Annotated in this window: 17 protein-coding genes; 5 read left to right on the top strand and 12 right to left on the bottom strand. The window is 43.4% G+C overall.

The features are described from left to right. Positions 1-91 precede the first annotated feature (91 nt). From PHU20_RS01800 to PHU20_RS01790, 3 genes are all read right to left on the bottom strand, one after another. The gene (locus PHU20_RS01800; RefSeq protein WP_274823626.1) at positions 92-1381 is read right to left on the bottom strand and encodes a mechanosensitive ion channel family protein; all 1290 of its coding nucleotides are present in this window, start codon (positions 1379-1381) and stop codon (positions 92-94) included. Positions 1382-1497: 116 nt separating this feature from the next. Continuing rightward, positions 1498-3534, bottom strand: a complete 2037-nt coding sequence (locus PHU20_RS01795) for a mucoidy inhibitor MuiA family protein (RefSeq protein WP_274823625.1) — start codon at positions 3532-3534, stop codon at positions 1498-1500. A gap of 364 nt (positions 3535-3898) precedes the next feature. After that, positions 3899-4300, bottom strand: coding sequence for a thiol-disulfide oxidoreductase DCC family protein (locus PHU20_RS01790; protein WP_274823624.1), 402 nt, complete (start codon positions 4298-4300; stop codon positions 3899-3901). 299 nt (positions 4301-4599) lie between these two features. Here PHU20_RS01790 and PHU20_RS01785 point away from each other — a divergent pair, with 299 nt between their 5' ends. Continuing rightward, complete coding sequence (locus PHU20_RS01785) at positions 4600-4806, top strand: hypothetical protein (protein ID WP_274823623.1); 207 nt, start codon at positions 4600-4602, stop codon at positions 4804-4806. Between the two features lie 233 nt (positions 4807-5039). On the opposite strand, the gene PHU20_RS01780 is transcribed toward PHU20_RS01785, so the two are convergent. The 3 genes from PHU20_RS01780 to PHU20_RS01770 form a co-directional block, all read right to left on the bottom strand. Continuing rightward, positions 5040-5969: a polysaccharide lyase family 7 protein gene (locus PHU20_RS01780; protein WP_274823622.1), complete on the bottom strand. Its 930-nt coding sequence runs from the start codon at positions 5967-5969 to the stop codon at positions 5040-5042. Between the two features lie 81 nt (positions 5970-6050). Beyond that, positions 6051-8222 (bottom strand): endonuclease MutS2, encoded by a 2172-nt coding sequence (locus PHU20_RS01775; RefSeq protein ID WP_274823621.1) that lies wholly within the window; start codon positions 8220-8222, stop codon positions 6051-6053. 54 nt (positions 8223-8276) lie between these two features. Further along, positions 8277-9335 (bottom strand): ATP-grasp domain-containing protein, encoded by a 1059-nt coding sequence (locus tag PHU20_RS01770; protein ID WP_274823620.1) that lies wholly within the window; start codon positions 9333-9335, stop codon positions 8277-8279. 713 nt (positions 9336-10048) lie between these two features. On the opposite strand from PHU20_RS01770, the gene ung reads away from it, so the two are divergent. Further along, positions 10049-10714, top strand: a complete 666-nt coding sequence (gene ung, locus PHU20_RS01765) for a uracil-DNA glycosylase (RefSeq protein ID WP_274823619.1) — start codon at positions 10049-10051, stop codon at positions 10712-10714. 39 nt (positions 10715-10753) lie between these two features. Here ung and PHU20_RS01760 read toward each other — a convergent pair whose 3' ends face one another. The 6 genes from PHU20_RS01760 to PHU20_RS01735 all read right to left on the bottom strand — a co-directional run bounded on the left by PHU20_RS01760 (position 10754) and on the right by PHU20_RS01735 (position 15841). Beyond that, positions 10754-11176 carry a hypothetical protein gene (locus PHU20_RS01760; RefSeq protein WP_274823618.1) on the bottom strand — a complete coding sequence of 141 codons (423 nt, stop codon included), beginning with the start codon at positions 11174-11176 and terminating at the stop codon, positions 10754-10756. A 513-nt stretch (positions 11177-11689) separates the two neighbouring features. Beyond that, the gene (locus PHU20_RS01755; protein ID WP_274823617.1) at positions 11690-12544 is read right to left on the bottom strand and encodes a substrate-binding domain-containing protein; all 855 of its coding nucleotides are present in this window, start codon (positions 12542-12544) and stop codon (positions 11690-11692) included. Positions 12545-12645: 101 nt separating this feature from the next. Beyond that, positions 12646-13512 (bottom strand): nucleoside phosphorylase, encoded by an 867-nt coding sequence (locus PHU20_RS01750; protein ID WP_274823616.1) that lies wholly within the window; start codon positions 13510-13512, stop codon positions 12646-12648. Position 13513: 1 nt separating this feature from the next. Next, the gene (locus PHU20_RS01745; RefSeq protein WP_274823615.1) at positions 13514-14446 is read right to left on the bottom strand and encodes a DUF1835 domain-containing protein; all 933 of its coding nucleotides are present in this window, start codon (positions 14444-14446) and stop codon (positions 13514-13516) included. A gap of 114 nt (positions 14447-14560) precedes the next feature. Then, the gene (locus PHU20_RS01740) at positions 14561-14887 is read right to left on the bottom strand and encodes a translation initiation factor (RefSeq protein WP_274823614.1); all 327 of its coding nucleotides are present in this window, start codon (positions 14885-14887) and stop codon (positions 14561-14563) included. A gap of 3 nt (positions 14888-14890) precedes the next feature. Continuing rightward, positions 14891-15841 carry an isopenicillin N synthase family dioxygenase gene (locus tag PHU20_RS01735; protein ID WP_274823613.1) on the bottom strand — a complete coding sequence of 317 codons (951 nt, stop codon included), beginning with the start codon at positions 15839-15841 and terminating at the stop codon, positions 14891-14893. 129 nt (positions 15842-15970) lie between these two features. On the opposite strand from PHU20_RS01735, the gene PHU20_RS01730 reads away from it, so the two are divergent. The 3 genes from PHU20_RS01730 to PHU20_RS01720 all read left to right on the top strand — a co-directional run bounded on the left by PHU20_RS01730 (position 15971) and on the right by PHU20_RS01720 (position 19306). After that, positions 15971-17947 carry an alpha-ketoacid dehydrogenase subunit alpha/beta gene (locus PHU20_RS01730; protein ID WP_274824450.1) on the top strand — a complete coding sequence of 659 codons (1977 nt, stop codon included), beginning with the start codon at positions 15971-15973 and terminating at the stop codon, positions 17945-17947. A gap of 95 nt (positions 17948-18042) precedes the next feature. Continuing rightward, on the top strand, positions 18043-18525 hold the full coding sequence (locus PHU20_RS01725; protein ID WP_274823612.1) for a lipocalin-like domain-containing protein: 483 nt from the start codon (positions 18043-18045) through the stop codon (positions 18523-18525). A gap of 85 nt (positions 18526-18610) precedes the next feature. Continuing rightward, positions 18611-19306: a YiaD family glycine zipper/OmpA-like lipoprotein gene (locus tag PHU20_RS01720; protein ID WP_274823611.1), complete on the top strand. Its 696-nt coding sequence runs from the start codon at positions 18611-18613 to the stop codon at positions 19304-19306. Positions 19307-19326: the final 20 nt, after the last annotated feature.

Here is a 19326-nt window from a genome sequence, read left to right as displayed (position 1 = left end):
CTGCACTTTGTTGAAATGATACCCCCAAACATTTAAAATGGCTATGGCAAACGGTATCCTCATGGCTTTTTACAGTAAGATGTTGCTTGGTTTACCGTGATTCCTGCGTTGCTTTACCCTTTTGGAATGATTGGGGCACTGCCTTAAAAGTGGTACCACTGGGCAGTTCAAATCCTTCCAGTTCAAAATAAGGGATTGCCGCCAATAAGTGATCGAAAATATCGGCCATGATGTATTCGTAATTGGCCCATCGCTTATCCTTGCTAAAGGCATAGAGCTCAATGGGTAAGCCTTGGGGAGAAGGTTCTAAATGGCGTACCATAATGGTCATTTCCTTGTTTATTCCCGAATGCGAATTGATATAGGTATCGATGTATTTTCTGAATACCCCGACATTCGTCAGGTTTTTTCCGTTGATCAAAAGTGATTTGTCCACTTTATTTTCACTATTGAAGCTATCGATGGCGCTACTTCGATGGGTAAGATATTCACGGATCAATTCAATCTTTTTAAGGGACTCGATGTTTTCCTTGGTCAAAAATTTGATGCTTTCCTGTTTTATGATCAGGGCCCGTTTTATTCGTCTTCCACCGGAATCTGACATTCCCCTCCAGTTTTTGAAGGAGTCCGATATGAGGGCGTAGGTCGGTATCGTGGTGATGGTCTTATCAAAATTCTGGACCTTGACCGTGGCCAAGTTAATTTCAATAACGTCCCCATCGGCACCGTATTTTTCAAAAGTGATCCAATCCCCAATGCGAACCATATCGTTGATAGACACTTGTATACTGGCTACAAAACCTAATATGGTATCCTTGAAGATTAAAATGATCACGGCCGATGCCGTACCCAATGCGGTGAGGAATTTCCATAATTCAACCCCCGAGATGATCGAGAACGCATAAAAGAGCCCCATGGCCCACGCAAAGATCATAAAGACCTGTATATAGCTATCAATGGGTTTGTCTTTGAGACTGGGTAGGGTTTTCAGGAAATCTTTTACCGTATGCAGTAAACTGCGCACGATCCAAAGGAACAACACAATGCCAAAGATCTCGATGGTCTTGATAAAGAACAATTCGGTATTCGGAAAGTCCCTGAAAATTGCGGGAATGGCCTTGTAGGCCAAAACCAAAGGAATGATATGGGCAATGTTCCTAGGTGCTTTGTTCTTTACCAACAAGTCATCAAAATGCGTTTTAGAGGACCTGGATAGGCGCGTGAAGATACCAATGATCATTTTTCGTAAAAAGAAATCCAATACAAAAAGAACGATCAAGACCATAATCGATAAAACCAGCATGTTAATGGTGCCGGCCCATGATTCTGAAAGTCCTTGATCTACCAGTAAATTATATACCCAATGTGATATCTTTTTCATCCTGTACGGTTTTAGGGTTCGTCACCACAAGTCGACGAACCCCAAATTAGTGGTGCAAAATTAATGGATCACATTCGATTTTTGACGCTTTTCACACTTCTTTATGCCAACCGTGCTTAAATCGAAATGGACTTGTATTTCGGGTATTTTACCTTGAAGGAAAAAGATTCCGTTTTGCGCTGTTTTGGTGCTAGTTGAAGCTCCCAAGTCAATAAACCTTTTTTCGCATCATAGGATGCATTATGGGTTTGTATATCATCCATTTTTATCTCTTTATTTTGGGGTAAAGGCACCCGATCCATTAGTTTTAATTGGATGGGAACCGATTTGTTGTTTTTCACCATTAATTCATAGGTCCTGTCAAGAATGCGGTTACTTCCCGTGAAAGACTTGCTTTTAAAATTCCGGTTTTGAGTACGGGTTACGGTAATGTTGGGGTCAATGCCCAATGACAATGTCATTTCTTTCTTGGTGGTATAGGGGTCGATGGTCGTTTTACCCGCAAACCTTCCTTCAAAATAGATATTGGCTTCCCCGGGCAGTAAATTATGTTCTTCCCAATCTTGGAAAGTGGCGGTCATGAACACATTCTCATTGATGACGGGAGCCGCAAAATGTTCATAATGGGCCTTGATTTTGAAAGAATTCAGTTCAATGGCTGTAATATCTCCGTCAGATATAATGGAATATGGTTTTTTTATCTCAAACATGGTGTTGGTCATGCCTTCTATGAAGTTGCTCTTTTTAGTGGTTATCAGTATGATGCCGTTTACGCCCCTATTTCCATAAAGTGCTTCGGCATTGGATCCCTTGAGTACTTCGATAGACTGAATTTCGCTTTCATCCAAATCGCCTTCAGTAAAGCCATCAACGGGTATCCCGTCAATAATATAGAGTGGGGTAGTGGGTTCAGGGGTTATCGTGTAGTTTGAATTACTGGATGCACCTCTGACCCTTACTCCGGAAGAAGCCCCTGAAATACCATACCCTATAACAACTACTTCATCCAAATGTTGGGCATCTTCTTCCAAACGGCAATTGATCAATGATGAGTAAATGGGAACTTCGTAGGTAACGAACCCGATATAGGAGATGACCAATTCTTGTCCGTTTGGTATTTCCAAGGTATAATTACCATCAAAATCGGTTTGGGTGCCATATGAAGTTCCCTTCACCAATACATTCGCGCCAGGTAGTGGCATCCCTGAGGCATCGGTAACTTGACCTGTGACCTTATTGATGGAAGGATTGTAAAAGTATTTCTGTTTTTTGATGGCTTGTTGCTTTCGTTTGGCATACCGGTTAACAAAGTCGAGATATTTGGGGGATACATTGGGTTTTGCAACATTCAATGTTGGACTACCGGACGATAGGTTGATTTTTACGTTGTTCCAATCCACACCTGATTTTTGATACACATGGGCTTTGTAGGTTAGCTGTAAGGGGTCGCTGGCTTTTACTGATTTTATGTCATAATGGGGTATCCAGCCAGCATCTTTAATCGTATACGATATTTGAAGGGGGATGGATATTGCTATGGGAGTATTGAGTTTTAAACGTATTACGCCTTGTTCCTTGACCGGGGAATTATTTATTTCGGTCATTTGTTTTTGGTAAGCAACGGAATCACGTTTAAGGGAATCGATTTCAATGTTGGCATCGAAAATCTCGTTTTTTATAGTGGTTATCCGTTCCCGATAGTAGGTGCTTATCTGTTTTATCTTATCCAAATCCAAGGTAAGGTTCCCTCCACTCACCAATCGGTTGGCATTGATTACTTTTTGTTCTTCTTCCAAGCCGGAAATGGTGTTTTTCAATGCTGCTATCTTACGATTTACAACGGTGATCTGTGATTTTAACAAAGCCACTTCAGGGCTGTCCGTGGAAGGGGTCAAAAAATCCACATCGAAAGCCAGGGAAAGTATTGAAGCCGATTGAAGTCCGGCAATCTGTATACTACTTTCATCAATTTTGGGTGAAAGCCCTTTAAAGGTGAATGCGTTGGTGCCGGGAAGAAGTATTAGTTGTGCGTTTCTGGTTATTTGGGCGCCATTCAGGTATACGGTGACTTCTTTGATATTAGAAGGTGTATTTACATCGTTTCCATAGAAAAGGACCGGAAACACAAACAGGATAAGGAATAGTTTTTTCATAATGTTGGATTTTAAAGTTGTAACAAGTTCCTTGTTAATTGACAATTTTAAAACAACGGTTTCGTGAAAGGGGGTAAAGCCTGGGTCAATGGGGCATTTGGGTTAGGGAAAGAGCGTAATACCATTGTCTAGCGATGGTTTTTCATTTATAAAGGCATCTATAATCGTATACGATTTTCTGGCTACGGCATTAAAGGGTCAATGTAGGCTACATGTGAATTTTGGTTGTATTTCTTGTGCATGGGTAGGGAGTGGTTTTCAATACGCAAGGGGAGGGGCATTACGATTGGTCCTTTGGATTTGGTTTCGCTGTACGTATTGCGATTTTTCCGGTCGTTACTCCTTCGAAACGATTAAGCGCTTACTAATCTAAAAACTTGGTCTTTAATTCCGGGGTTGGAATCATACACGCATCCTTTTTGCCGTACCATTTGTATCGGTTGCTGGCCACAAAATCGTATACGATATCACTTATACTGCTGGGTATCAATTCCAGTACGTTTAACAGTTTCCATGCCCCACCGAAAGAAGCCCCTATTTTTAAGGCGGCGGTGGATTTGGTGTAATAGGCGACCCCGGGTTCTATCAGGATGATGGAATCAACAGTATCGGTATCGATATGGCGTTCTTTGACCAGTTGTTTTCCCATGTCACCTTGAAGGGTAGCAAAACGGAATTCATCTTTTTTGTCGTGTCTGATTACGAACTGTACCGTTCGGTTGCATAAGTTACAAACACCGTCAAATAATATTATTTTTTTATTCATTTCTTTTAAAAGGAGAATCTTAGGTCATAAAGATATTGAATACGTTCGGTATGCATTGAATTTTGTGAATCATTCTACATACCTAGGTAGATAAAGTCGTAGGGATACACGGGAAGAAATCGTATATGATTACCGTAAAGCGGTGCAAACACCGTGAAGTCGACCATCTAAAGTAAATTTAGAAAACTGGTCAGATCTGTTTCGTTATCCAAGCCCAATTTCTTTTTTAACCGGTATTTGGATTTCAGGATGCTGTCGGGCAATACGTTCATGGTGGCGGCGATAAAAATGCCAGTCTAATGATAACAATTGGTGTCGATACCCAGTTTCGATTTGTGTATAAAAAAGGGGATAACCAAACGGTAAAATATACGTCTTACAAGAAAGTGGATGACAAAAACGTATTTTTCTCATCCTCACCGCCATATGGGGCTTATGATGTAAAAAAACAATTTCAATATTGGGATCTGGTTTGGAAAACCTTAGGGGAACAACCCCTGAACTAACTGTCCAGTGAAAAATGCTATGAAGCATATTGTTCCAAAACCTTTTTAGGGCTTTGTACGCAGTACACCTTTAGAAGTGTTGATTGTAATTAACGGGAGTTTGGTGTTATTTAAACAGTCGGCAGCCCAGGTTGGATTCAACAACTTGGCGTCGGCTGTTTTTTTTAGCCGCGGCGCACTTAAATCATATACGATTTTAGGTAACTCGTTGATAATCAAATTTGGTAGGGGGCTTAAAAATGGTCGGTGACAACTTTGTAAAGCACCACTTGGGCGGTTTTCTCATAATCGTCGTTCCAGCCAAAATAATTCCCGGTCTTAAAGTAATTTTGGTGGGCATAGCCGTTACCCACATAATCGTACATCAACGTATAGTCGATATTGATATCCTTGGCTTCGCAAATCAGGGCATAATAACATTTTCCACCCTCCACTTTCAGTTTAAAGGTAAAGATTTCATTGTCTACTTGGGCCACATCCACTTTGGTGTCGAACGCACTGGTCCATGGTTCGCCTGTATCGGGTTTTACATAATGATCCAATTGTATGGTTCCGCTGTTCCACCGGATTTTTACCGTAGCGGGTGACCCTTCCAATCCTTCGGTTTCCTTTCCGTGTATTTGCGCTACTATGGTCCGCCCGTTCCCTTCCACAAAATCAACGCGCAAGGTAGTCTCCAAAATGTGGGTGCCTTCATCCATGTACCAGTTGTCATCGGTCGTTTGGTTTCCTTGCCAGAATTCACGCAACTCGGTCCTGCAATATTTTCCGTCATCGAGACCGGCCTGCCCGGAAGTGGTATAGCCCGTAAACTTGGTCCACATGGTATAGGAACCATCTTCATTTTGATAAAAGTATTCCGATGCCGCCGCCGATAGGTTGTCGTTTACGATATCCTCGTAAAATATGGAAGTTGCTTTTCCGCTTCCATTGTTTAAGGGGACGGATAAATACCAATTCTTCCAAACGATATTTTCCGTTTCGGAAGGCTCTTCCTCGGGGGTCTCTTCTTCGGGAGTCACTTCTTCCGGGGTTTCTTCTTCCGCTATGGCTTCTATAGGGTCTTCCTCTTCAGGGATTTCGTTGTTTGAAGGGCTACATCCGGAGAGGTTGAACATAAGAATTAGCAGTAATGCGTATGGGGGAAGGGGTAAGGATTTCATCTGTATGGTCTTATTGATAGGTTTCTCTAACGTTGAAATTTGATTTTTAAGGTGTAGTGGAATGATTATTTTAAAAGTAGCTTATTTTTTAGCTTCTACCAACTCTAACTGGTCAACACTTACATTGGTCGTGAACATGCCATAATTTACGATGGCCTTATTTTTTTCCAAAGTGTCGATACTGCCTATGGCCTTACCGTCTATCATACGCACCCGGTCCCCGATCCTGAAAATAGGGCGGGGTTTGTTCTTTTCGGCAATGACCGCTTTTTTCTTGGCTACTTTCTTCTTTTCCCGGATGATCTTCACTTCTTTTTGGACTTCTTGCGTCACTTGTTCCTTTTTGATCCTTTCGGCCTTCACCTCTTTGGCCGGTTTCTTTTTGCGTTTACTGTTCTCGGTCTCTACGATCCGCAACAATTCGGATACCAGTACCCGTTTTTTCTTATCCTGGAAATAGCGCTCAGCCGCTGTATTGACCCTATTGCCCAAATAGATCATTCGCTGGTTATGGTCATACAGTTCTTGGTAATTCTCCAATTTGGTTTTGATCTTGGTGTTCAGGTTTTCCAAACGTTGGGCCTCTTCCCGCGCCTTTAACTCTTCTTCATGCAGTTTAGAGCCTGTTTCGGCCATTTTGCTGCGTTCTTTCTGTAGTTTGGCTATGGTGGCATCAAAACGGACTTTTCCGCGCTCTATCTTCTTCTTTGCCTTGTTGATGAGGGAGTAGGGGATGCCGTTCTTCTGGGCCACCTCAAAAGTAAACGAACTACCGGCCTGCCCCAAGACCAACTGAAAAGTGGGTTCCAAGGTTTTTGCATTGAACAACATGTTCGCATTGGTGCAATGCGGCAGTTCATTGGCCAAGGCCTTTAAGTTGGCATAGTGGGTGGTAATGACCCCATAAGCGCCCCGTTCATAGAATACCTCCAAAAAGGCCTCTGCCAAGGCGCCCCCAAGCTCGGGGTCACTTCCCGTACCGAATTCATCGATCAGGAACAAGGTCTTTTTATTGCACTTACGCAGGAATTGGTTCATGTTCTTCAGTCGGTAGCTGTAGGTGCTTAAATGGTTTTCTATGGATTGGTTGTCCCCGATATCGGTCAAAACCTTGTCGAACAGGCACATGGTGGAGCGCTCATGTACGGGCACCAAAAAACCGCTCTGTAACATGACCTGCAAAAGCCCGATGGTTTTCAAGGTAATACTTTTTCCCCCGGCATTGGGGCCGGAAATCACGATAATTCGGTTATCCGGTCGCAATTCTATCGTCTGCGGATAGGTTTTTTCCCGTTTTAACTTGTTGCTTAAATACAAGAGGGGGTGATAGGCCTCCCTTAGGAACATATTGCGTTCCTCACTGATATTGGGTAACAAAGCGTTCATTTCCGAGGCGTATTTGGCTTTACCTGCGGTAATGTCCATATGCGCCAAATACATCTGATAGTCTTTTAAAAAAGGGGCGAAGGGGCGAATTCGGTCCGTTAGTTCGTTTAGGATGCGTTGTATTTCTTCCCGTTCATCAAATTCAAGGTTGTTCAATTGCCGACTGTACCGTAAGGAGGCTTCGGGTTCTATATAGACGATGCTGCCGGTTTTGGACGACCCCATCACCGTGCCTTTCACTTTTTTTCGGTACATGGCCTTTACCGCCAAAACCCTGCGGTTTTCAACGACCGACTCCCGAATATCATCGAGATAGTCGGAGGACTTATACATGTTCAAGGCTGAGTTGAAACTTTGGTTGATTTTCCCCTTGACCTCATTGATTTCTTGGCGTATGGTAAAAAGTTGGTCAGAGGCATTGTCCTTGATTTCCCCGAAACGATCGATGACCGTATCGATATGGGAGGGGATTTCGGTATTTAAGGCTATGGCTTCACTCGCCTCGAACAACAAGGGGAAATACTCCTTGAACTTCCTAAAGAACTTTTTGTGATCCGCAATGGTTTTGCAAATGCTTCCTATTCGTCTAAAACCGTTGATTTCCAAGGTGGTATTCTCGATTTTAAGCAATTTGAGTTCTCCGTCGATCGTATCGAAACCATGGTTGGGAATACGGTTGTCGCTGATCAAGGAAGCTAAATATTCGGAGGTTTGGCCCAATTCACGATGAATGGCTTCGGCATGGGGTAATGGGGAAATGTCCAACGCCCTTTTTTTTCCCAATTCGGTAGTACAGCGTGCCGAAAGCTGTTTCAATACCGTATCGAATTCCAAATCCTGAAGTGTTTTTGTGTGAATCTTACCCATATGCCTTAATAAATCGACTGCAAAGGTAAGATTTAGGAAGGATATGGCGAACTTTTAGGGATTTAGGCCTAAATTCTTGTTTTCTTTGGGATTCACATTAATTGGATTATCCAATGGTTCACTAGAGAGGTTGTTTTTTATAACCTGACGTTGTTTTAATTCGGCGATAAGATCGTTGTCCACGGCCAGTTCTTGCCAGTATCTTAAGATGGTTTTATTCCTGAATGTATATTCCGGTTTAATTCCTTTTAACAAATAATCGGCAATCATTTTAGGTTCGTTGAAACCCGAAAGGGCCCTGGCGGCCGTAGTACCGGAACAGCGGGCATTGACTTCGAAAACAATGGGTTTTCCATCTTTTAATTTAAACTCCGCATTCAAAGGTCCAAAAGGTTTGATCGCCTCCACAACTTTTTTGACCTCTTCGCGTATAACATCATTTTCAATGGTGAAACATTTGTAGGTTTCACCACCTCTTAAAATCCTTTGCATAACAATTATACCTTCGCAAGAACCGTTTAAGAACATACTGCCACAGGTGTATTCGTCACCTTCCAAATATTCCGTTATCATATAGTTGGAAATGTCACTTCCAATTTTCTTTAATGTAGTCTCCCATTCATTCCTGTCCCTGATCAAGAATTTGTTCTTTGATCTTGCTCCACCTACTTTTTGCCTCAACATAAATGGATAGGTTGCTTTATCCGGGTTGAATCCTTCGACTAAATGCGTATAGGGGACGTTGACACCGGATTTTATAAGATGGTCAAATGCCAATTGAATATTGCCGGTAATGGTTATTACTTTAGGCGTACTCACAATGACCTTGGTGCCGATTTCATCAAAAAGATGCCTATTTAATGATAGTGGCAATAACTCGGGTTCCGACCCTGGAAACAATATTGAAACATGTTCTTTTTTGCATATTTCCAAGAGTTCGGGGATATAGTTCTCCTTGTTTGCATACGGAATCAAATAAGCCGTTTGTGATAGGTATAGTCCAGTTGCCAAAGGATTCGCATCAAGTCCTATGAGGTTATAGCCTGAATATTCCAATGACTTAATGATATTTTGGCCCACTCCGCCTCCAACGGCCGTAACTGCTATATTCATAATGTTGTTGTTTAGGAAGCACAATTAATGCTAAACTATTGGTCATTCAACAGATTTATGGACTTTGAAAGAGGAAGGGGAATTGTTTTCAAGCTATAGTCAAGGGGTTGCCTATAGAAGTGGTGAATCGCCGTACGTAGCATACCTTAAAATAAGGTAGTCTATAAATTAAGGATTGTGAAATCCTTAAATCACCAGTGTACCAAATATAAACATTGGCATCGATATAAACAAACACAATTGTAAGGTGCCACGTCTACCAACCGATTTAATGACTTTTTTTCGATGGCCCCGTCCTTTATAAAACCTGGGAGTTTCGTTTCTGAACATTCTCCCGGGGTTTGGGACGTAATGGCCCATAGGGCCAACTGCTACCGGTACTCGACTTCTTGATCGTTCGATTCGATTTATTGGGTGTCACTGGTCACGTTCCGGGAATCCATTTAGAGCAGGTAAGGAGGGGCTGGCCAAAACATGGAAGGGGCAAACGGTCAATGCCCCAGTAACGAATGGATGGTTCCCCGGAATCCCTTATGGTTTGGATGACAAGGTTTAGGGAACGTCTGCGATCCGTAGGGCAGTAGGGGTTCGGTGAACAAATTGGATATATGGGGTTTTGTCTTTACGGGTGCCGGATAGGATTCTACTGATTTTCCCTAATTTTGGCATGAACAATAGTCTTTTTCATCGGAACCATCGAAAGAACGATCTTTATGACCCTAAGCATGGAAAAAAGCTGGAAACAGCCCTTGGAATCCGAATTTGACCAGCCCTATTTTAAAGGGTTGGTCGAATTTATCAAAGAAGAATATACGATGCATACCTGTTATCCTCCGGATAAACGGATTTTTGCCGCTTTCGACCATAGTCAGTTCGAAAAAACCAAGGTGGTCATCTTAGGGCAGGACCCCTATCATGGGCCCCATCAGGCAAACGGACTCTGTTTTTCGGTTTCGGACGGCATACCGCATCCTCCTTCCTTGGTCAATATATTTAAGGAGATAGCCGCCGATTTGGGCAATCCCTATCCCAAAAGTGGTAATCTGGAGCGATGGGCCGATCAAGGGGTTTTGCTTTTGAATGCCATCTTGACCGTAAGGGCGCATGAAGCGGGAAGCCATCAAAGAAAAGGATGGGAAACCTTTACCGATAATGTAATAAGGGCCATATCCGAAGAGCGTGAGGGCATTGTTTTTTTGCTTTGGGGCGGCCATGCCAAGAAGAAATCGAAGTTGATCGATGGGAACAAGCACCATATCCTTACCTCGGGCCATCCTTCCCCATTAAGTGCCAACCGTGGGTATTGGTTTGGGAACAGGCATTTCAGTACCACCAATGCGCTATTGGAACAAATGGGCAAAGCGCCCATCGATTGGTAAACGTATGGTTTCTTGGTCAGACAGCTGCTGTAAGTGGGGTCAATGAATGACGATCGCATCCTCCATTCCTATGGCCCCGGGTTTCGGTATAGGTTGGATCTCCTTTTTGATACGCATGTATTCCTGCCAACGATAGGATTCCAGTACATCGGCCATCGCTGAGGTTTCCCGGCTCGACAATTGCTTTAACAATTCATACTTTGCCTTGGGGGAAAGGCTTCGGTCTTCTTCCACCGTTTTTTTCTTCACGAGGAAACGGGCAACGGTTGTTTGGAACTCCAATGCCTGTTCAGGGCCCATCACCAAACGGGGTTGGTATTCAGCGGTGATATCCGCCGCCTTTAAACGGATCTTACGGTCTATCTGAAGTGCGTAATACGTCTGTGCTGCCAGGGAAGGCGTCAAAAACAGAAAAAACAACAAGACCGAAAATCCAAGAAATGATGTGTTTTTGTTTTCCATGATATAACCAAATAAATCAATGAACAGTTGTAAATACGGTTTCTAAATTACTAAGGAATACCTGTTTTGTCAAGTCCCGGAATCTTAAAATTAGTTTAAAATCCTGATAAATCAACATGAATAAAATCTTTAATTAATATATTTTAAGTTATTGATATACAGTGATAAAAAATAATTCAATATATCAAAAAGGAAATAGGCATGACATTTTTACCGAACTGTTGGCCAAATGCAATAAAGCTTGGTGTTCACCTAGTCCCATCGATCAAACCCCATTCGCCAAAGCGGAATGCTTTTTGTAATCTGTACATGCCCCCGTTTGAATTACCCTTCGATTTGCCTTTTAGGGGTTCATAAACCGTGCCCGTTTCCGAACAGCGAATAGACCCAGGAAGGTGATTGCGAAGGTTTAAGATAGGTCGGCCCATGGGTTAAGGGGAAAATGTATGGTGAATTGCCCTGGTGGGTTGCTGAAAGCTGTTTCAATACCATTGAAACCTTGGAAACGGCCGGCTAATCTTGGTTATAGGTGAGCTCGTTATACTTTTTTTGTTTCAATATTAACTTTAATTGAAATAGTGTATAATTCACTATATCAATGGTTTTTGTTTTTATGGGTGATTGACTCCATTGGGTGAGTGACATCCATTCCTGAATATCTTCCAGTTTTTGGCCATAGCGGTTGGCGAGGGTGCGATCCATACTGGGTATCTGTTTGAATTCGGTGGTGTAGCCATTTATGATTTCCAAAATATGCCGTAAGGTGGTGCCTTCCTCCTTGATAAAGTCATCGGTTGCGGCGATGACGAAACATGGCCAAGGGGTTGGGCAGTCGCCCAACCTTCTGAATACTTTTTGGTCTACCAGCGGTTTGGTGGTAAAGTGTTCCCACATAAAATAATCGGCCGTACCCGTCGTCAAGGCTTTGACGGCCCCATCCAAATCGTTGACGACCTCGAACTGCAATCCATCGGTTTCCCAGCCTTCGTTTTGGGCATTTACATAGGCCATGAGATGACTACCGCTCCCAAACCTGCTGATAGCCGCTTTGCGGCCTTCAAGTTCCATAATGGAGCGATATGGGCTATTGGCACCTACATGTATTCCCCATAGCAGGGGGGAAGCGATATATTCCTGAACGATTTTGGAGGGATTCCCTTCCGTAATGCTTTTTACTAGACCTTCGGTTAAGATAATGGCCAAATCGGTTTCCCTATTTTGGAGCATTTGGCACATTTTACCCGTACCCTCTGGAATATCGGTCCATTCGAGGTCAATGCCCCTTTCTTCAAAGGCGCCTTCTTCGATGGCCAAATGCCAAGGCATGTTGAAATGTTCGGGGACCCCGATGATTTTTACTTTTTTCATATGTCCATTCGATAAAATGTCAAAGTTGTTGTGAGCAGGTGCTGTCGCTTCCTTTCAAAGATAGGGCCTTTTTGGAATTTTTGGATGAAGCGTAAAACAGGTTATCGGGTAAGTCGGTCCAACGTGTAAGCAATCAGGCTGTTTATGGTTTTTCTAGGGTTTTCCGAAAATTCGCCCAATACCCTATTGGCGATGATGCAGTTCATGGATAGGGCTTGGTGACCCAAGAGCTTACAAAGTCCGTAAATGGCCGAGGATTCCATTTCCAGGTTGGTAATGCGTAAATCCCCATATTTAAAATTGGCTATTTTATCATTCAGGGAAGGGTCTTGTACATCCAAGCGAAGTTTTCGGCCTTGTGGACCGTAAAAACCTGAATTTGTTAGGGTTACCCCATATCGTATACGATTTGAGGCCAGGGTTTCCCGTAAGGAAGCATCGCATGGCACCAAGTAGGGCCAGGGTTTTTTATCGGACCAGTCGGTGTGTTTCACAAAAGCTTCGGAAAAGGCTTCGTCACATATGCCCTCATGCTTATAAAAGTGCAATACCCCATCAAAACCAAGCGCATATTCGCTCATAACAAAGGAATCGACGGGAATATCTTTCTGAATGGCCCCGGAAGTGCCGATTCGGATGATTTTCAGCTGTTTGGGCTTTTTCTTGATTTTCCTTGTTTTGAAATCGATATTGGCCAAGGCATCCAATTCATTGATCACGATATCAATATTGTCGGCACCGATACCGGTAGACAATGCGGTGATTCGTTTTCCTTTTAACACTCCGGTATGGGTAACGAATTCCCGTTTCTCTTTCTTGACCTCTATACTGTCGAAATGCTTGGAAACCTCGGGCACACGATTTTGGTCGCCTACAATGATAATGGTATCCGCTATGTCTTCAGGTAATAAGTTAAGGTGATAGATGCTGTTATCCGCATTCAGGATAAGCTCGGAAGCTTCTAACATGCTATAATTTTAGTATTCTGTTAGATTCGGTATTGTAAAGGTAGTTGTATTTAAGGGCGCCTCCCAAATAGGCATCATTATCTTGGATACAAGCGTAGTAACTTGTCTGGGCTTCCAATATTTCTTTTCCTTTTTTGGTTAAGCGTACAGGGTTGAAGGTGTGGTAAAGGGGTTTTAACGTAGTAATGATCCGATCGATTTGGGTGTCCCCAAAACCATATAGTCCCTGATCGTGGATGATTGTGGATAATAGTTCTTTTCTCGATTGTGGTTTTTTATCGACCGATAGCCTTAAAATATGGTTTTCCAACTCATTAAGCCCGTTTTTAATGGTCGGGAACCGTTTAAGATGTGCCGTAATGGCGCCGGACAGATATTCGAACTCGTAGTTGTTGAAATCGGTAAGGTTCTCTAAACGTATCGGGTTGTCGCTACAATACAATTGCCATACATAATCCGCATATTCTATGTCGTCTTGGCTTAATTCCCTTCTGCCTTCGAAAAGTTGGATCAAACGGTCATCATTCAGTTCGTTAAATCCGTACATTTTATCGGTTTCGTCCTCTTTTCCGCAGCTTACCAAGGTAATTTGGGCATATTTACGGTGGGTCTTCAACCAGCTGATAACCGCTAACATATTTATTTGGCAGAACAGGTCATACTCAAACCAAAGAACGATTTCATCTTGTTGTTTGTGGTTACAAAGGGAGCGGTATTCCTTTAAGGTCTTTTCGATAAACCAGGATTTGGACACTTTGTAATTTTTATTCAAAAACTCGAAACGGGTTTTCCAAAAAGTTTCACTTCCAACAGTGGTCAAGGTCTTTCCTTCGCAGAGCATTTCGCGCCACGTTATAATATCTCCTTTCAGGTTCATGGACCTTAACCTATCGGTCAGGCTATCACCATTGGTTATATGTAATAGGGAACTCATCTTTAGGTTTGTTTTAAGTTTCGGCGAATAAAAGTAACATTTAATCGAAAATTACAAAAAAAATTAACAGTAAACTACGCAACCCTAAAAAACCAATTCGGGTTACCGGTGTATTCAACCACCCACGCGCTTTACTTTAAATCCTTTGTTAATAAGTATTTGCATGATTTTATCACGATAATCACCCTGTATGATAATTTGTTCATTTTTATATGAGCCACCAACGCTTAATTTCGTTTTTAGCTCCTTGGTCAGCGTTTTAAAATCACTATCCGCACCGGTATACCCTTCCAAAATGGTTATGGGTTTGCCCTTGCGTTTCTCATATTTGCATATAATTGGGGCCTCTTGCAGCCAAATATCCGATTTCGGGACAGTGGTCTCCTCTTTTGAAGGCTCGTGATCGGGGAAAAGTTGCTTCAGTTGATCGCTTAAATCCATAATTTACTTTTTTATCAATCCCAATTCGATAAGCCTTTCGTGAAGGAATTCACCTGCAGTGATGTCCTCGAACTGTTTGGGATGTTCCGCATCGATACAGTTTTCCAGGCAATTCAATGGCATTTCACTGATCGGATGCATGAAAAAAGGAATCGAATATCGGGAGGTTCCCCACAATTCCTTGGGTGGGTTCACCACTTGGTGTATGGTCGATTTCAACTTATTGTTGGTATGTCTCGATAGCATATCCCCGACATTGATCATCAATTGATCGGGTTGGGCGATGGCATCTACCCATTCCCCCTTACGGTTCATGACCTGTAGCCCTCGACCATGGGCACCCATCAATAAGGTAATGAGGTTGATATCGCCATGGGCAGCGGCCCTAACGGCGTTTTTTGGTTCGGTTTTAATTGGGGGGTAGTGGATGGGCCTCAATATGGAGTTACCGTTCAATATGAATTCATCAAAATAAAACTCATCCAAATCCAAATGTAATGCCAGTGCCCTTAAAACATATTTTGCGGTTTTCTCGAGCATCTTATAGGCTTCCTTGCCGACCGTATTGAATTTTTCCAATTCGGTTACCATGATATTGTCGGGATATTCCGCTTCCAATTTTGGGTTGTCGACCACATATTGGCCAAAATGCCAAAATTCCTTTAGATCCCCTTCCTTTTTCCCTTTCGCATGTTCCTTTCCAAAGGAAGTGTAGCCGCGTTGCCCACCAATGCCTTCGATTTCATATTTGTCCTTAACCTCTTGGGGAAGGTCAAAGAAGTTCTTTATTTCCTTGTAAAGGTCATCGACCAAGGTGTCCGAAAGAAAATGTCCGCTTAAGGCCACAAAGCCGATCTGCTCAAAGGCATTCCCTATTTGGGTAATGAATTGCTGTTTTCTTTGGGGATCCCCGGAAACGAAATCCTGTAAATCCACACTGGGTATTGCGTTCATGATTGAATTTTTTGCTGAATCCAAAATTACGAATTAATGTTGAATTGAAAGGGGCGTACGTTTTGATGGTCCTCCTATCTTTTTTGTTACATTTATGCTCCTTAGTTGAACCATTACGAAAAGGCGACCATGGAATACTCCAACTACAATCTCGATGACAACATCAAGTTACAGCTTTATAAGGCGATGTTGAAACCTCGTATGATCGAGGAAAAAATGTTGATATTATTGAGACAGGGCAAAATATCGAAATGGTTTAGCGGTATAGGGCAAGAAGCCATTGCGGTAGGGGTGGCCACGGCAATGGACCCAATGGAGTATATTTTGCCCATGCATCGCAATCTAGGGGTGTTCACTACCCGGAATATCCCATTATTCCGTCTTTTTTCGCAATGGCAAGGTAAGGTTGGTGGTTTTACCAAGGGGCGGGACCGTAGTTTTCATTTTGGCACCCAAGCCTATAAGATCGTAGGGATGATTTCGCATTTGGGACCTCAATTGGGGGTTGCCGACGGTATTGCCTTGGCTTCCCTCTTACGGCAAGAAAAAAGGGTGACGGCCGTATTTACGGGTGAAGGGGCTACGAGTGAAGGGGATTTTCATGAGGCACTGAACGTAGCGGCGGTTTGGGGATTACCCGTGCTCTTCTGTATTGAGAACAATGGGTACGGACTCTCGACACCCACGCAGGAACAATTCAAATGCGAACATTTGGCGGACAAGGGTATCGGATATGGCATGGAGTCCCATATCGTGGAAGGAAACAACATCTTGGAAGTCTATACGAAGATCGATGCCCTATGCAAAAGCATTCGTGAAAATCCCCGCCCGGTCATGGTGGAATTCAAGACGTTTCGTATGCGCGGGCATGAAGAGGCCAGTGGCACCAAATATGTGCCCCAAGAACTGATGGACCAATGGGCGGCCAAAGACCCTCTTCTCAATTATGCCCAGTATTTGCGCAATACCGACATTCTTACCGAAAGGCAGGAGGTGATTTATAAGACGGAGATCATTCAGGAAATCGATGGGCATCTGAAAAAAGCCTTTGAAGAGAAAGAAATAGTCCCCGACACGGGCCTGGAGCTTGGGGATGTGTACAGACCGTTCGCCTATAAGCAGGTTGAACCGGGGACCAACGTAAAGAACATTAGGCTGGTAGACGCCATATCGGTAGGTTTGAAACAATCCATGCAACGGCATGACAACCTCGTTCTCCTAGGGCAGGATATTGCGGAATATGGTGGTGTCTTTAAAATAACCGAAGGATTTGTCGAAGCTTTCGGGAACGACCGAGTACGCAATACCCCAATTTGTGAATCGGCCATTGTTTCGGCCGCAATGGGATTGTCGATAAACGGGATGAAGGCGGTCATGGAAATGCAATTTGCCGATTTTGTGAGTTCGGGATTCAATCCCATCGTGAATTATTTGGCCAAATCGCACTATCGATGGGGTGAAAACGCCGATGTGGTCATTCGTATGCCTTGCGGCGGGGGCGTTGCGGCCGGACCCTTCCATTCCCAGACCAATGAAGCGTGGTTTACCAAAACCCCAGGCTTGAAAGTGGTGTATCCTGCATTTCCGTATGATGCCAAAGGGTTGTTGGCCACGGCCATAAACGACCCTAACCCCGTATTGTTTTTTGAGCATAAGGGGCTGTACCGAAGCATATATCAAAATGTACCCGAGGATTATTACACCTTGCCCTTTGGTAAGGCAAGTATACTCCGGGAAGGGGATGCTATAAGCATTGTCAGTTATGGGGCAGGGGTACATTGGGTATTGGAAACCTTGGAAAAACATCAAAACATCAATGCGGACGTAATCGATCTACGTTGCTTGCAACCTTTGGATATCGAAGCCGTGTACCGATCCGTAAAAAAAACGGGAAAACTCATCATTCTTCAAGAGGACAGCCTTTTCGGAGGCATAGGAAGTGACATTTCCGCGATGGTCATGGAAAATTGTTTTGAATATCTCGATGCTCCCGTACGACGTGTGGGAAGTTTGGAAACGCCCATACCATTTGCCAAATCTTTGGAGGACAATTACTTATCCAAGGGTAGGTTCGAAAGTGCCTTGTTAGACCTACACGCTTATTGAAGGCAGTTCATCGATTATGTTAAAATTACCACCGAAAAGCACATCCAAGTGCATTCAGGCATCGTATATATAGGATGTAAACCAAAAATATCAACATGAAAAAAATAATCGCATTATTTGGGATCGTGGCATTGTTAATGTCGTCTTGTTCTGTCTCAAAAGCTGTACGTACACAGCGTAACCTTTTAAGCGGGACCTGGGTCCTAGAGGATGTATCCTATAAGGACAATACGGGTAATTTCTCTTCCATCCTCTTCAATGATGCCAAGGACATCTGTTTTGAAGATAGTACTTGGTTCTTTAGGGACAATAATAGCACAGGGCGGTATACCCTGTCTTCATCGAGTCTTTGTAATGGCGGTGATCGTTACATTCGTTGGTCGGTAGTGGATCGTGCGGATGGTTCCACCGCCCAATTGCAATTTAAATTCATTGATGCGGACCATAAGGATATCGATGGCGGCTTGGGATATCGGCTCAATATTGCCTCCCTGACCCCTACGGACATGGTCTTGGAATCGAACAACCGCGTAGATGGGGAACCCATTACCGTCGTTTATAGGTTCGCTAAAAAATAACAATCGGTATTAAGGCATCAGCGATCGGTCCTTTGGATCATTGTAATGATGCCCTTAAATGCACTAATCAATTAAAATGTATCAAATGAAAAATATAGCAAGAAAAAGTATGTATATCGTATTAAGTATGGTATTGATCACCGGATGTAGTGTTACCCGTAATGCCAACAACAAGCAAAAAGGGGCCGTTATCGGGGCCAGTGGGGGAGCGCTGATCGGAGGTATTTTGGGAAACAACATCGGTAAAGGGAACAATACTGCATTGGGTGCCATTATCGGTGCCGCCGTCGGTGGTGTGGCCGGTGGGTATATCGGGGATCGTATGGATCGCCAGGCCGAGCGTATTGAGGAAGAGATTCCCGGTGCGGAAGTGACCCGGGTCGGAGAGGGCATTAATGTTACCTTTACCGAAGAGGCTGGAGTTTATTTCGACACCAACAAATCCAACGTAAAAGGAACATCCGCTGCTACCCTGGACAAATTGGCCGGAATTTTCAACGAATACCCTAAAAGCAATATTCTGGTAGAGGGCCATACGGATAGTGCGGGACCAGAGGATTACAATATGAAGCTTTCGCAACAACGTGCCGAATCGGTTACCAATTACTTGATTGCCCAAGGGATCAGTCCCACCCGCTTCACCACAAAATGGTACGGAGAGACCCAACCAAGGGCCGATAATGCCACTGCGGAGGGTAAATCAAAGAACCGTAGGGTAGAATTGGCGATCGTTGCCAGCGAGGAGCTAAAAGAAGAGGCTTTGGAGAATACCAAAGGATAAGGTAGCCTAACCCTATTGAA

It is taken from the genome of Maribacter polysaccharolyticus (genome assembly GCF_028882255.1).
GTDB lineage: Bacteria > Bacteroidota > Bacteroidia > Flavobacteriales > Flavobacteriaceae > Maribacter_A > Maribacter_A polysaccharolyticus.
The sequence above is the reverse complement of the archived record's forward strand: the minus strand, read 5'-3'. Positions and strand labels throughout refer to the sequence as shown.

Coding starts and splice junctions, on each gene's coding strand:
- PHU20_RS01800 (WP_274823626.1), bottom strand. CDS start 1,381: ATGAAAAAGATATCACATTGGGTATATAATTTACTGGTAGATCAAGGA.
- PHU20_RS01795 (WP_274823625.1), bottom strand. CDS start 3,534: ATGAAAAAACTATTCCTTATCCTGTTTGTGTTTCCGGTCCTTTTCTAT.
- PHU20_RS01790 (WP_274823624.1), bottom strand. CDS start 4,300: ATGAATAAAAAAATAATATTATTTGACGGTGTTTGTAACTTATGCAAC.
- PHU20_RS01785 (WP_274823623.1), top strand. CDS start 4,600: ATGATAACAATTGGTGTCGATACCCAGTTTCGATTTGTGTATAAAAAA.
- PHU20_RS01780 (WP_274823622.1), bottom strand. CDS start 5,969: ATGAAATCCTTACCCCTTCCCCCATACGCATTACTGCTAATTCTTATG.
- PHU20_RS01775 (WP_274823621.1), bottom strand. CDS start 8,222: ATGGGTAAGATTCACACAAAAACACTTCAGGATTTGGAATTCGATACG.
- PHU20_RS01770 (WP_274823620.1), bottom strand. CDS start 9,335: ATGAATATAGCAGTTACGGCCGTTGGAGGCGGAGTGGGCCAAAATATC.
- ung (WP_274823619.1), top strand. CDS start 10,049: ATGACCCTAAGCATGGAAAAAAGCTGGAAACAGCCCTTGGAATCCGAA.
- PHU20_RS01760 (WP_274823618.1), bottom strand. CDS start 11,176: ATGGAAAACAAAAACACATCATTTCTTGGATTTTCGGTCTTGTTGTTT.
- PHU20_RS01755 (WP_274823617.1), bottom strand. CDS start 12,544: ATGAAAAAAGTAAAAATCATCGGGGTCCCCGAACATTTCAACATGCCT.
- PHU20_RS01750 (WP_274823616.1), bottom strand. CDS start 13,512: ATGTTAGAAGCTTCCGAGCTTATCCTGAATGCGGATAACAGCATCTAT.
- PHU20_RS01745 (WP_274823615.1), bottom strand. CDS start 14,446: ATGAGTTCCCTATTACATATAACCAATGGTGATAGCCTGACCGATAGG.
- PHU20_RS01740 (WP_274823614.1), bottom strand. CDS start 14,887: ATGGATTTAAGCGATCAACTGAAGCAACTTTTCCCCGATCACGAGCCT.
- PHU20_RS01735 (WP_274823613.1), bottom strand. CDS start 15,841: ATGAACGCAATACCCAGTGTGGATTTACAGGATTTCGTTTCCGGGGAT.
- PHU20_RS01730 (WP_274824450.1), top strand. CDS start 15,971: ATGGAATACTCCAACTACAATCTCGATGACAACATCAAGTTACAGCTT.
- PHU20_RS01725 (WP_274823612.1), top strand. CDS start 18,043: ATGAAAAAAATAATCGCATTATTTGGGATCGTGGCATTGTTAATGTCG.
- PHU20_RS01720 (WP_274823611.1), top strand. CDS start 18,611: ATGAAAAATATAGCAAGAAAAAGTATGTATATCGTATTAAGTATGGTA.